We start from the raw sequence: 13,950 nt of genomic DNA, 5'->3' as shown, positions 1-13,950 counted from the left end.
TGGGCATTGGTAAAGATGGCGAACCGACGCATAACTTTACTCCGGGTTATGAACTGCATGCCAAATATACGATTTTTGCTGAAGGCTGTCGTGGTCACCTCGGTAAACGTCTGATTGAACAGTTCAATCTGGCCAAAGATGCAGATCCACAGCATTACGGGATCGGCATTAAAGAACTCTGGGAGATTGATCCTGCCAAGCACAAACCGGGTCTGGTGATGCACGGCGCCGGCTGGCCATTGAATGAAACCGGTTCTTCAGGCGGCTGGTGGCTGTATCACGCTGAAAACAATCAGGTGACTTTGGGTATGATCGTGGATCTGTCCTACACCAACCCGCATATGTATCCATTCATGGAAATGCAGCGCTGGAAAACCCATCCTTTAATCAAGCAGTATTTAGAAGGCGGCAAGCGTATTTCTTATGGCGCCCGTGCCGTGACCAAAGGTGGCTTTAACTCGTTACCGAAGTTCACTTTCCCGGGTGGCTCACTCATTGGTGATGATGCCGGCTTCCTGAACTTTGCCAAAATCAAAGGCTCACATACCGCAATGAAATCCGGCATGCTCTGCGGTGAAGCGGTATTTGAAGCGATTGCGGCTGGTGTGGAAAAAGGCGGTGATCTGGCGATTGCACGTGTGGTTGAGGGTGACGATTTCTTTGTTAAGGAACTCACCGCTTATACCGACAAGTTCAACAACAGCTGGCTCAAAGAAGAGTTATACAATTCACGTAACTTTGGCCCGGCGATGCACAAGTTCGGTCAATGGATGGGTGGTGCATTTAACTTTATCGACCAGAACGTGTTCAAAGTACCATTTACCCTGCATGATCTGGTGCAAGACCATGCTGCACTGAAAACCCAAGCCGCTGAAAGCTTCAAGCCAAACTATCCAAAACCGGATGGCAAGCTGACTTTTGACCGTTTATCTTCTGTATTTGTATCGAATACCGTGCATGAAGAAAACCAGCCTGCGCATTTAAAGCTGACCGATGCCTCTATTCCGGTTGAAGTAAACCTGCCTAAATGGGATGAACCGGCGCAGCGTTACTGCCCGGCGGGTGTCTATGAAATCATGGAAAATAATGACGGTTCAAAACGTTTCCAGATCAATGCAGCCAACTGTGTACACTGCAAGACCTGTGACATTAAAGATCCGTCTCAGAACATCACCTGGGTAACACCGGAAGGTGGCGGTGGTCCTAATTACCCTAACATGTAATTCGGATAGTCCTTGCGCGAGCTCATACCCTAACATGTAATGTTAGGGTAATCTTGCGAATGAGGAATATATTCCGCAAGTTCTCATATCCGAATATTTAAGCTCTCATGAGAACAAAATAAACCCGCTCGAAAGCGGGTTTATTTTCTGGAGAATGGCGATAATATTATTTTTAAGATCGAATAGGAACTCTTATCAGATCATAAATTTCAAAAAAAATTCGGCCAATTTAGCCGCCCTTTTTCACCAGATAATGAAATTCTTTATTGCCGTTTTCATCCAGACACTCTTCCTGCAACAGCAATTCATGTCCCAAGTGCATGCAAAATTTTGGAATATCCCAAGAGGTTGAATTATCGGTAGCAAACACCTCAACCACATCACCGGCTTTAGATTTACGAATGGCCTGATGCAACATCATGACTGGCTCAGGACAGCGTAAACCTCGGGTATTTAATTGCAGGCTTGGGATAATTTCAGTTGGGGGCATCGATAGACTCAAGAGTGGAAGACTGAAAATATTTTAGCATAATCCCGCTCGGGCATTGCGGCTTTGCCAAAGTACACACGACTAAACGCAGCCCTGACTGATACGATCATGCCTGCACATCATATTTACAATAGACAAGCGTATTTTCTGCGGTATGATAAAACCACGTTTTTTTAGATATTAAGAGTCTTCAGGAAAAATCATGCACGAGGAATCAGGCCCGTCGTGGGGTATGCGCGGCTTACGTAAATGGCTGGGAACTGCACCCGAAACTCGCGACGAACTGCTAAAATTAGTACAAGATTCACGTCGATTTTTAGAACCCGATACTGTTGCCATGCTTGAAGGTGTACTTGACCTTCCGGCAACCAAAATTCGCGAAGTCATGACGCCTCGCACGTCGATGATCAGCTTACAGGAAGATGACCAACTGCTGGATATCCTGCATGTGTTGGTCGAATCTGCGCATTCGCGTTTTCCGGTCTTTTCCTCCGATCAAACCGATAATGTGGTCGGCATTCTATTGGCCAAGGATTTATTGCCTTTTCTGACCGAACCAACCTCCAAAGTCGATATTCGCGCACTGATGCGTCAACCCTTATTTGTACCAGAGAGCGCCCGTTCCGATCAGGTGCTGCGGATGCTGAAAAACACCCAGACCCATATTGCCGTGGTGATTGATGAATACGGCACCACCTCGGGTCTGGTCACGCTGGAAGATATTCTGGAAGAAATTGTTGGTGAAATTGAAGATGAACATGACAATGCCGATGAAGAGGCACAATTCATTGTTCCGGATAACGATCCAAACACCGCCAATACCTGGATAGTACAAGCTCTGACCCCGATTGAGCATTTCAATAATATGCTGGATGCGAATTTTTCTGACGATGAAGTGGAAACCATGGGCGGGTTGTTATTACAGGAAATTGGTCTGGTGAACGATCTTGAAGGCCAGACCATTGAACTGGAAAACTGGCAATTTACCATTCTTGAAGCAGATTCACGCTCTATTCACCTAATTCGAGCCGTGCGCCAATGAGAGCGTATTTCGACAAGCTGTTGAGTTCTGATCAACAGCAAAAACCGTTGCCGCTGATCTATCCTGTTTTAATTGCCTTATTTGCAGGTGCTATCTTCAGTTTGGCATTGGCTCCCTATCATTACTGGTGGCTGGCCATCCTGTCTCCGGCACTGCTCTATGCCTGCCTGCGTGGACGTAGTGCCAAACAGGCCTTTGGAATTGGCTGGGCCTATGGAATTGGCCTATGGTTTGTGGGCGCATTCTGGCTGTATACCTCAATTCATGTCTATGGCGATACCAGTGCATTTCTCAGTGTTGTAATGATCTTGATCATGGCACTGGTGATGGGCCTGTTTAGCGCCGTTCAAACCTTTGTCTATCGCCGCTTTTTCCCGGAAACCCCTTTGACCTTTGCCCCGCTTTGGGTTCTGTTTGAATGGTCTAAAACCTGGGTCTTTACCGGTTTCCCGTGGTTGTTTGCCGGCTATGCTTTTACCGAACGCTACCTAGATGCCTATGCACCTCTGTTTGGGGTGTTTGGAGTATCTTTTGTGGTGATTATTCTGGCCTGTGCACTGGTCGAAATTCTGAACCGACGTCTGTTCTGGGTGGTTCCTGCTGCAATTTTACTAATCGGTGCCTGGGGCGCGGCTCAATTGAGTTTTGTGCAACCAAAGAATGAAAAACCGCTTACGGTTTCTCTGATTCAGGGCAATATTCCGCAAGATCTGAAATGGCTGACTGAATATCAGGTAAAAACCTTATTGATCTATGCCAATCTGAGCAAGACCGAATGGGGCCGCGATCTGATTGTCTGGCCAGAGTCCTCGATTCCGATGTTCCAGACTGATATTGAAGCCTTTCTGGAAGCCATGAAAGTACAGGCTGAAAAATCGGGTACGGCTTGGGTCACCGGCATTCCGTATTGGGACTTACCAGAATCACAGGCTGCGGGTTATCCGAAATATTACAACAGCATTATGGCCACGGGTGATGAGTCGGAGGGTTTGTATAAAAAGCAGCGCCTGGTGCCCTTTGGTGAATATATTCCGCTGTCAGGCTGGTTAAGCTGGGTATTGCCAGGTTTACAGAATGATCCCTCTATGAGCGGCTTTACCCGTGGTGCGGACAATCAAAAACCATTGAATGTGAAAAACCATCCTTTAGGTTCCGCAATTTGTTATGAGGTTGCTTATCCAAACCTGACACGCCGCAATGCCAGTCAAAGTGACTTTTTAGTTACGGTCTCGAACGATGCCTGGTTTACCGGCACGGCAGGACCTTTGCAGCATCTACAAATGGTGCAAATGCGCGCTAAGGAAAATGGCCGATGGTTTATCCGTGCCACCAATACCGGCGTGACCGCCTTTATTGACCACAATGGCCATATTGTGAAAAAAGCCCCGATGGATCAGGAAGCGGTACTGCGGGGTGAACTTCCAGCCATGCAAGGTGAAACGTTGTATATGAAACTCAGTGATTGGCCGGTGATGATCTTTTCAGTTTTACTTTTGCTGGTGGGATGGCGCTTCCGTCCCCGTAAAGTGGATGTCAGTTTTAAGTCGAGAAGATAATTTCTTCAAGTCCCTCTTTTACAAAGGGAGATTTAGGTGAATTCCTAGATATAACATCTTATCAATCTCTCCTAAGCTCCCTTTACGAAAGGGACGGACACTCAAGGCAATAAAAAACCGAGGTCAATGCCTCGGTTTTTTATATTTCAAATTTTAGAACTGAACTGCTAGATAAGAAATCATACTGGCGAGGGATAACATTGGAAGATAGCGGTAAGTTTGCACCATCATATTTTCGAATACAGACATCTGCCGTTGTTTTAATTGCAATACCGAGGCTTTCAGTGCCGACCAGAAGCACAATGCAAATAATGAACTCATCAAACTGATGGCAAAAAAACCTACCATAATCTGGCTGCTACCCTCGGTAGTCTGCCATAAATGCAGAATGCCCTGACTAATCGGTAACATGCTTAAAACCAAAAGAACAGATTTCAGCATCGACCAATGAAATTGGTTTATTTCATCCCCTAAGATTAATGCTTTCATATTCTTCTCCGTTGGCTCGTCAAGTGCCGTTCAGATCATTATGAGCCTTTTTGGGTAAATAGAAAGTCTATATTTATTCATATTTTACGATAATTGTAATAGATAAATATGGGAATAATTCTTATTATAACTCGCATATACAAATTATTAATTAATTACAATAAATATCAAAAACTTAGATTATAATTTATAATTAAGAGTTATTATCACTTCACTTAGTATTGAAAACATCTATTAAGTGAAGTGATATATTCCATCTATTGAGAGTTTATATTGATTCTCAATCAAGGCTGATAATAAATATCAGCATCGGTGCCTTCACCACCCGACTGACCATCTGCACCGAATGAATACAGATCAAAAGTACGACCATTTGTGCCCGGCATCACATATTGCAGATCATTATCCCAACTGTCTTTAGGATAGCCGCCCTTGACATAGCCGCCCGGCAACCAGTTTTTCGCAGTCGCTGGCTGATTCACCAGTGCATCCAGACCACCTTCCTGCATGCTTGGATATTTGCCATTGTCCAGCTTATATTGGTCCAGTGAACCAGCAATACTCTGTAACTTGATCACAGTGGTATCCACTTTGGCCTTTTCACCGCGTCCCATCACGTTCGGTACAATCAGTGCAGCAAGCACACCGAGAATCACAATCACCACCATCACTTCGATTAAGGTAAAGCCCGTCTGTTTATTTAATTGATTCCTTTTCATTCAATCTCTCTCATTCATTTGCATCATTCACAACATTCAATTTAATTTTAATACCACAGGAATTTTAACTTGATTCTGTTTAAATCATATTATTCATATTGACGATTGGCAGCATCACCGCAATCACAATGACCAAAACAATACTGGCCATTAGCACCAGCATTAAAGGTTCCAATAAGGCCAGTAAAGTCGAAATCAGCGTGGTGACTTCCCGATCCTGCATCTGTGATGCACGCTCCAGCATGCGATCCAGTTCGCCCGAGGCTTCGCCACTTTTGATCATTTGTACCATCATCGGCGGAAAATAACCACTGCGCTCCAGCTGGGTTGCCAGGTTGCCGCCTTCGGTGACTTTTTCCGCTGCCAGATTGACCGCATCACGAATCACCCAGTTATTACTGACTGCAGCGCCAATCCGTAGGGCATCGACCAGAGGCACGCCTGACTGGGTCAAAATGGATAAGGTACTGGCAAAACGTGCGGCATTAATCCCGCGTGATAATTTTCCAAATAAAGGCAGTTTCAGGGTTAAACGGTCGAAGGCATAATGCCCGGCTGTGGTTCTTAAGAATCGTATCAGCAGGGAGATGCCCAAGAAACCGCCAACCAAGAGAAATGGCCACGCAATACGAATAAAATCACTGGCTTTCATCAAGGCGACCGTAATCCACGGTAAGGCATCTTTGCTTTGATCAAAAGTCTTGACGATATCTGGCACCACATAAGTCATCAGCCCCATCACGATGGCAAAAGACATCAGCATCAAAATAATTGGATAGACCATCGCGCCTTGAATTTTTTTCTGCATGGCAAAACGGTTTTCGGTATAGTCAGCCAATTGATCCAGAATCAGATCCAGATGCCCGGAACGTTCACCGGCCGCAATGGTGGCAATATACAATTCTGGAAACCGCCCGGACTGTTGCAGACCCTGCGCCAGACTATGCCCCTCCAGAACCTTGGAACGCACCGACATCAGCAGATTTTGTACATGTACTTTTTCGCTTTGCTTGCCGACGGCGCGGATGGCTTCTTCCAGCGGAATCGCGGCGGCGACCAGGACAGATAATTGCCGGGTCATTAAGGCCAGATCATAAGCGGTAATGCTTTTTTCAAACCATTTCCGCCGATCATGTTTGTCTTTTTTCTCGACAGGATCAACAGAGACCGGAATAAGTGCTTTATCCCTTAACTGTTGCCGGATCTGACGTGCAGAATCCCCCTCCAGCACGCCTTTTTGCTGCTTTCCTGAAGCATCAAGCGCAATAAACTGATATGCAGGCATTGTAATGCTCTAATTTTCCAAAATTTTGCTTAACGCTGTTGCGTCAGACCACCGAAATCATTCATATTCTTTGATATAAATTATCTGCTCACTCTACCATAATCGAACTTTAAGCACGACGAAATTTCTTCAGGATATCCAGCACCAGACATGCAAAATTCTCATACCGATTCTAGTCCACTTTGTCGCGTACGCGTTGCTGTACCTGTGCATGTATTCGATTGTTTTGATTACAGTATGAATGCAGAACAATTTGAGCAGGCCCAGGTCGGCGCACGCGTATTGGTATCTTTTGGACGACAGAATCTGGTTGGGGTGATTATCGAAAAGCTCTCCGCAGATACTCCGGTCGACCCACGTTTTAAACTCAAGCCCGTCACTGAATTGCTGGATGAACGTGCCATCATAGACCCTAAAGTTTTAAGTTTGTTGACATGGTCGGCACAGTATTATCAGTTTCCGATGGGTGAAGTGGTGCACAGTGCCCTGCCAACGCTGTTACGCCAAGGTAAGCCTTATAACCTGCTGGCCCGCACCTGGAAACTTCTGAACCCTGATGCTGAAGCTAAAATACGCCGTTCGGAAAAGCAGCAGGAAGCCTACCGGATTTTAAAACTGCATCCGGTTGGCACCACTGAAAATGTATTGAATTTGGCCGGAATTGAAACTGCGACCTTAAAAGCACTGGAGAAAAAAGAGATTTGTACCTGTGTGCTGGAGCCACAAGATTTCAGTCCACAGCCGATGCAATTGGCGCAAATGCCGCTAACCGCTAATCCTGAACAGAAACATGCCATTGATCAGGTATTAAAGTATCGCAATCAATATCAGGCTTTTTTACTGGATGGTCTGACCGGCAGCGGCAAAACCGAAGTCTATCTACAAATCATGCAACAGGTGCTGAAACAGGGCAAGCAGGTTTTGGTGCTGGTACCGGAAATTGGTCTGACCCCGCAAACGATTAGCCGTTTCCAGTCGCGTTTTCAGTGTCATATCGCGCTATTGCATTCAGGCCTAAATGATACAAAACGTCTGCAAGCCTGGCAGGCAGCAGAAACTGGCAAAGCTTCAATCATCCTCGGCACACGTTCCGCCATCTATACCCCCATACCGAATTTAGGTCTGATCATTCTGGATGAAGAACATGATTTGTCTTTTAAGCAGCAGGAAGGCTTCCGCTATCATGCCCGCGATGTCGCCCTGTACCGCGGCCATTTACAGCAATGTCCAGTGCTGCTGGGATCAGCGACGCCAAGCATTGACAGTTATGCGCTGGTTGAACATGGCAAAATGCAGGTGCTGGAGCTGAATCAACGTGCCGGCACAGCCTTAATGCCGAAAATCCATATTCTGGATTTAAAGGTGGCACAGAAAAAGCATGGCATCAGTCTGCAACTGATTCAGGACATCAAAAAGCGTCTGGAGAAAAAAGAACAGGTACTGATCTTTTTAAACCGCCGTGGCTATGCCCCCGTCCTGCTTTGTGGCAGTTGTGGCTGGCAGGCACAATGTCCGCACTGCGATGCCAATTTTACTGTGCATCGCCAGCCTTATCAGCATCTGCATTGCCATCACTGTGGCACCATTCACCGAATGCCGGAGCACTGTCCGCAGTGTCAGCATCAGGAACTGGTCACACTGGGTATGGGCACTGGCAAGGTCGAAGAACATCTGAATGAACTTTTTCCGGATCATGAAGTGATTCGGGTCGATCGCGATTCCACCAGCCGGGTGGGTAGCTGGCAAAAAATCTATGACAAGATTCAAAAAAGTGAACCCGCGATTCTGCTCGGCACCCAGATGCTGGCCAAAGGGCATCATTTTCCTTATGTGACGCTGGTGGCGATTCTGGATATTGATTCCGGTCTGCTCAGTGTGGATTTCCGTGCCACCGAACGTACCGCACAACTGATCGTTCAGGTCTCAGGCCGGGCCGGACGTGGTGAACACAAAGGCGATGTCTATTTGCAGACGCTCAGACCGGATCATGCCCTGCTGAATACCTTGGTCAATGAAAATTATCGTGTGTTTGCCCAGCAGACCTTAAAGGAACGGCAAATTGCCCAGATGCCGCCCTATCGTTATGCCATCCTGATTCGCTGCGAATCCAAGGATCAGGCACAAAATACCGAATTCTTACAGAAACATGCGGCATTCCTCAGGCAATATCCTGATCTGGTGCTGGACATCTGGGGGCCCATTCCTGCGCCGATGGAACGTAAGGCTGGGCGCTATCAGTCGCATATGGTGCTTTTGTCAGCAGATCGTCCACGTTTGCATTACTATGTGCGCAGCTGGTGGCAGAATATGCTGCAGGACAAACCTTCCAGCATGAAGCTGACGCTGGACATTGACCCGCAAGAACTCAGCTAAGAGAATTGCATCTGAGTCCATGTCCGGGACATACGCATCAACGTCTTGATCAAGCATAAAATTTAGGACAGGAAAATGTCGATACTGTTACAAATAACACTGGTTTTGGTGGTCGCACTTTTAATAGTGCCACTGAGTAAAAGGCTCAGACTACCAAGCGTACTGGGCTATCTGTTAACAGGACTGATCTTAAGTCCCGGTATTTTGCATCTGATTCAGACTCCAGACCTGATGAACAGTTTCATGAACGTCAGCCTGTTGGCACTGCTGTTCTGGATCGGGCTGCAACTCAGACCACAACGCATCGCCCAGATCAGTCAATCTCTGTGGATGACGGCTGCTTTGCAGGTACTAATGAGCACCTTGATTTTTAGCCTGCTGGCCTGGATTTTTCTACAACAAAGCCTGCTGGCCAGTATTGTGATTGGACTTGCTGGCAGTCTGTCAGCCATGACCTTGGTGATTCAACAACTCCACAATCAGGAACAGTTTGCCACCAGCTATGGTCAACAGACCTATTCAATCCTGCTGCTGCATGCCCTGCTGGCCATTCCTGTGATTGCCGCCATTCCTTTATTTAGTGGAATTCCCTCGACCGAACACGGAGTGGCTTATTTTGCCGCGATGATCACTACTTTTACCGGCTTGTTCCTGTGTAATCGCTATCTGATGCAGCCACTATATCGCTGGATTGCAAAAAGTGGCAGTCACGAACTGCATGCCATTGTGGCGATTGCGGTAACTTTGGCACTGCTGCTCTTGATGAGTACGCTTGGACTGAATCTGTTTCTTGGCGCTTTATTTGCCGGGATTTTACTGGCAGATTCAGATTTCCGGCCCGCGGTAGAAAGCACCATTCGGCCTTTTCAGGGCTTATTGATGGGCCTAGCCTTTATCAGTCTGGGCATGTCATTACAGCTATCTGATCTGTTGAATTTCCTCTGGATCATTCTCGGTGGCACTTTCACTTTGATCTTGGTCAAGTTTGCAATCAGTTTGGTATTGGCGCGTTATCATCAAAATAGCTGGCGCAACAGTAGCTTGCTGGCAGCCAGCCTGGCACAAGGTGGCGAGTTTGCCTTGCTGGCGCTGGTGATTGCGGTATCCGACCAGATCATCGCAGCCAATCTGCTGTCTCCCTTGCTCTGGATGGTGAGTTTCTCATTATTACTTAGCCCGGCATTTTACTGGTTATTACACAGTCAGGTTTTACCGCGTCTGGATCAAAACAATCATCTGGCAGCCACCTTCGAAACCGATTCCAGTCCTCAAGCCAGCCCCCCTATTTTGCTGATTGGATTTGGCCGCTTTGGACAAATTATTGCCCGGATTTTACTGCAACAACAGCATGTATTTAGTGTCATGGACAGCAATGTGCCAGCCACTGAACTGCTTGCGCAGTATCAGATCCCTTTCTATCAGGCTGATGCGACAGAGCCAGAAACTTTGGCACATGCAGGAATTGCGATGGCCCAGCAAGTGATTATTGCCATTGATGATATTGAAGATTCGATGCTGATCGTGCGGCATATCCGGCTGAATTATCCTGAAACCTGTTTATGGGTACGCGCGCGTGATCGTCATCATGTGCATCTGTTACAGGATTTAGGTGTAGAGAAAATCTGGCGTGAAAACTACTTTTCAGCACTGGAAATGAGTCAGGCTTTGTTAAGCCAGTTGAATACTGCTCCGGAAGAAAGTCAGCAACAGATTGAATACTTCCGCGCACATGATGAAAAATTACTCAACAGTCAACACCATCTGGATTCGGATCAACACGCAAGTTATGAACATCACCGCAGTAGCTTGGCAGAACTCGAACATCTGTTTGCGCAGGATCAACGCAACAAAGTTCAAAAAACAGATACACAGCCGCAACAGGATACAAACGGCGCAGGAATTGATGCGTTAAGAGATGATCTGTCATAACTTGTGTTTTACAATAATGACACCATTAAAGCAGGGTTATGGAGAATTTTATGTCTGATTTACGCCAACGCTTTTTTATTGAAGATAGCCCTGTTCGTGGTGAAGTGGTGCATCTTGAAGAAGCTTTACAAACCATTTTAGCGCAACGTGACTATGCACCTGCGGTCAAGATTCTGTTGGGTGAAATGCTCACTGCGACTGCACTGCTTGCCAGCACCTTGAAGATTAAAGGGCGTATCAGCCTGCAAATTCAGGCATCAGGCACATTTAAATGGGCAATGGCTGAATGCAACCACCTGGGTGAAGTTCGCGCTTTGGCGGACTATGAAGAAGATCCGCACTTTCTGGTGGGTGAAGACAGCAGCACCATCTTAAAGTCACTGGTTTCTCCAGTGCTGTTTATCAATATCGAACCAGAATTTGGTGAGCGTTATCAAGGTATTGTGCCGCTGGACAAAGAAAATCTGGCTGGCTGCCTCATGCAGTATTATGACCTGTCTGCACAGATTCCAACGCGCATTGTACTGGCAAGCGACCATCAGCGCGCCGGTGGTTTACTGATTCAGCTATTGCCACGGAATAGTGAAGAAGAACAGCGCCGTGTTGATGAAGATTTATGGCCGCGTCTGACCATGCTCACTGAAACCTTGAAAACTGAAGAACTAATCGGCCTGCAAGCCACTGACATTCTTTACCGTTTATATAATGAAGAAGAAGTGCGCTTGCCAGAAACTGAAGCCTTGAAATTTGGCTGTACCTGCTCTAAAGAGCGCTGTGCAGTGGCCTTACAACAGATTGGCGTAGAATCAATACGTGAAACACTGGAATTCCAGAATCCGATCAAAATGGATTGTCAGTTCTGTAATAGCCAATATACCTTTACAGCCGAAGAGGCCTTAGGTCTATGTGGTGAACATCTAAGCTAAGCGGTGCTAAGTATGGATTTAAAAAAGCATTCCTCAGGAGTGCTTTTTTATGTTTTAAAATTTACATGACGAAGCTCAACAGAGCATATTTACCTCCAGTAGAAAACCTGCCTATTCACTGAATCAGATCCTCAGATAAACCCCACCCCAAAATCCCATTTAAATTATAAGACTATTCACATTAACAAAGACCAAATAATCATCGTTTTAAAAAAATTATGAGAATACAATCACATTTTATAGTATTGATTTAATTATGCTTTTAAAATAAATTAGAGTAATAATTCTAAAATGAATACAGTATCAAATTTAACAGGTATGTTATGAAAAAATTATTGAACACTCTAGTGATGGGGATAAGTTTGGCTGCGGTTTCTAGCTTGGCCTTTGCCTATGAAGATCCATTAGTGGGTAAATGGAAAACCATTGATGATCAATCAGGCTATTCTCGTGCGGATGTAGAAGTTCGTAAGAAAGCGGATGGTAGCTATGAAGGAATAATTGTCGCAACACGTAGCCTGCCTGGCGCGGAGAAAATGGGCATCTGTCATAAATGTCCAGGTCAGCTCAAAGATAAACCGTTTATAGGCCTGCCGTTTATCTGGGATTTTAAAGCAGATCCGAAAAAGCCACGTGAATACCATGACGGCAAAGTGCTTGATCCGATCAGTGGCAAAATTTACAAAGGCAAAGCACGCCTAAGTGCCAATGGCAAACGCCTAACCTTGCGTGGTTATGTCGGTGTCTCAGTAATTGGCCGCAGTGTAACCTGGATAAAACATTAATTTCAGAAAGATTTTCAAAGCCTCTGTATCAGGGGCTTTTTCTTTGTCATGATTTGAAACAATAAGGTACAAATAAAAACTGTTTTGGCGCAGCTAAAGTCATAATAATGGATCGAAGACGGTTATTTTTTATCCATTTATGATGATCAATCTTCAGCCTTGTTCAATTCTGTCATCAGGTCTGCTTTGCAGTCCTCATAGGGCAGCGTATATTCAACACAGGAAAGTGTTTGAACACACTCGGTCAATAAAACATAAAACTATAAAAACAGCGTTCACTTTCACCTTCTCTTATTCGCGCGTTCCTGATGCATTGAATACCGGAACATACCGATTTTTTTCTCGTGATCATTTGAGTCATCACTCTGAGTCTGCATATCCGAAGAATAGAAAGCGTTTTACTTCAGTACCTTTTCATTCTCTCAATTTTGCACACTTGGCTGTTTAAGGAGTAGAGCCATGACTACAATTCAGTACCAAGAAAGCTTTTCACAGGACTATACCCCGTCAGAAATTATGGACGATCACTCATTTGACCTCATCCACTTCGCAGAAGCATGCGGACAAAGTCCGGAATGGGTCATGCAATTGATTGAACATGGAATTCTGCCCGATCGTTCTCCTGTCACGCCAGCCAGCACTTTCCTCGGTGAGGATATTTCGCGTGCACAACGCGCCTATCGCCTGCAACGCGATTTTGATGCGTCATTTACCGCAGTCGCGATGATGCTGGACCTCATCGATGAAGTGCAGGAGTTACGCCGCGAGGTCAAACATTTGCATTTTAAGTAAGTCCTTTGATGCTCTGTCTATCTGCATCTTTCGCTGCAGATCAGGGCATATTTATTTTTAATTTGATGATTAGAGTATAAAAAGCGCTATGAAAACCAAAGATTGTAATAAAAAAATGAAATACATGTTTCCCGAATACCGCGACTTGATTGTGCAACTTCGCGAGGAAAATCCATACTTTGCCAAATTGTTTGAGGAACATAATGAGCTGGACAGGAAAATTAGTCAGCTTGAACTCGACCCGGTCAATCATATCAACAATGATATTGAAGCGATCAAGCGTAAAAAGCTAAAATTGAAAGATGAAATTTATCGTCTGCTAAAAAGTTCTGAAGCCGATC

At 45.6% G+C, this 13,950-nt stretch carries 13 protein-coding genes; 9 read left to right on the top strand and 4 right to left on the bottom strand.

All coding sequences use genetic code 11. The features are described 5' to 3' along the window. Positions 1–1,223, top strand: a 1,223-nt coding sequence (locus FTV48_RS12650) for an electron transfer flavoprotein-ubiquinone oxidoreductase (protein WP_180000558.1), incomplete at its 5' end; no start/stop codon positions are given. A 229-nt stretch (positions 1,224–1,452) separates the two neighbouring features. Here FTV48_RS12650 and tusA read toward each other — a convergent pair. Continuing rightward, positions 1,453–1,713, bottom strand: coding sequence for a sulfurtransferase TusA (gene tusA / locus FTV48_RS12645; RefSeq protein ID WP_100329307.1), 261 nt, complete (start codon positions 1,711–1,713; stop codon positions 1,453–1,455). 202 nt (positions 1,714–1,915) lie between these two features. Here tusA and FTV48_RS12640 point away from each other — a divergent pair, with 202 nt between their 5' ends. Then, positions 1,916–2,755 (top strand): HlyC/CorC family transporter, encoded by an 840-nt coding sequence (locus FTV48_RS12640; protein ID WP_005095361.1) that lies wholly within the window; start codon positions 1,916–1,918, stop codon positions 2,753–2,755. After that, positions 2,752–4,311, top strand: a complete 1,560-nt coding sequence (lnt, locus tag FTV48_RS12635) for an apolipoprotein N-acyltransferase (RefSeq protein ID WP_180000556.1) — start codon at positions 2,752–2,754, stop codon at positions 4,309–4,311. Before FTV48_RS12640 ends, lnt begins: the two co-directional genes overlap by 4 nt. Before the next feature lie 153 nt (positions 4,312–4,464). Here lnt and FTV48_RS12630 read toward each other — a convergent pair whose 3' ends face one another. The 3 genes from FTV48_RS12630 to gspF all read right to left on the bottom strand — a co-directional run bounded on the left by FTV48_RS12630 (position 4,465) and on the right by gspF (position 6,804). Then, positions 4,465–4,800: a hypothetical protein gene (locus tag FTV48_RS12630; protein ID WP_005095358.1), complete on the bottom strand. Its 336-nt coding sequence runs from the start codon at positions 4,798–4,800 to the stop codon at positions 4,465–4,467. A gap of 284 nt (positions 4,801–5,084) precedes the next feature. Continuing rightward, positions 5,085–5,519, bottom strand: a complete 435-nt coding sequence (gene gspG, locus FTV48_RS12625; RefSeq protein ID WP_005095357.1) for a type II secretion system major pseudopilin GspG — start codon at positions 5,517–5,519, stop codon at positions 5,085–5,087. A gap of 79 nt (positions 5,520–5,598) precedes the next feature. Next, positions 5,599–6,804, bottom strand: a complete 1,206-nt coding sequence (gspF, locus tag FTV48_RS12620; protein WP_074383949.1) for a type II secretion system inner membrane protein GspF — start codon at positions 6,802–6,804, stop codon at positions 5,599–5,601. A 150-nt stretch (positions 6,805–6,954) separates the two neighbouring features. Here gspF and FTV48_RS12615 point away from each other — a divergent pair, with 150 nt between their 5' ends. From FTV48_RS12615 to FTV48_RS12590, 6 genes are all read left to right on the top strand, one after another. Beyond that, positions 6,955–9,177 carry a primosomal protein N' gene (locus FTV48_RS12615; RefSeq protein ID WP_159516184.1) on the top strand — a complete coding sequence of 741 codons (2,223 nt, stop codon included), beginning with the start codon at positions 6,955–6,957 and terminating at the stop codon, positions 9,175–9,177. A 75-nt stretch (positions 9,178–9,252) separates the two neighbouring features. Further along, the gene (locus tag FTV48_RS12610; protein WP_180000554.1) at positions 9,253–11,106 is read left to right on the top strand and encodes a cation:proton antiporter; all 1,854 of its coding nucleotides are present in this window, start codon (positions 9,253–9,255) and stop codon (positions 11,104–11,106) included. A 50-nt stretch (positions 11,107–11,156) separates the two neighbouring features. Further along, on the top strand, positions 11,157–12,032 hold the full coding sequence (locus FTV48_RS12605; protein WP_005095347.1) for an Hsp33 family molecular chaperone HslO: 876 nt from the start codon (positions 11,157–11,159) through the stop codon (positions 12,030–12,032). A 323-nt stretch (positions 12,033–12,355) separates the two neighbouring features. Next, positions 12,356–12,817, top strand: a complete 462-nt coding sequence (locus FTV48_RS12600; protein WP_005095344.1) for a DUF2147 domain-containing protein — start codon at positions 12,356–12,358, stop codon at positions 12,815–12,817. 459 nt (positions 12,818–13,276) lie between these two features. Then, entirely contained in the window at positions 13,277–13,609 is a 333-nt protein-coding gene (locus FTV48_RS12595; RefSeq protein WP_005095341.1) for a chaperone modulator CbpM, read from the top strand. Between the two features lie 88 nt (positions 13,610–13,697). Continuing rightward, positions 13,698–13,950 (top strand): YdcH family protein (locus FTV48_RS12590; protein ID WP_180000552.1); only part of this gene is annotated, 253 nt, incomplete at its 3' end.

The organism is Acinetobacter sp. YH18001 (assembly GCF_013416975.1).
Lineage (GTDB): Bacteria > Pseudomonadota > Gammaproteobacteria > Pseudomonadales > Moraxellaceae > Acinetobacter > Acinetobacter pseudolwoffii.
The sequence above is the reverse complement of the archived record's forward strand: the minus strand, read 5'-3'. Positions and strand labels throughout refer to the sequence as shown.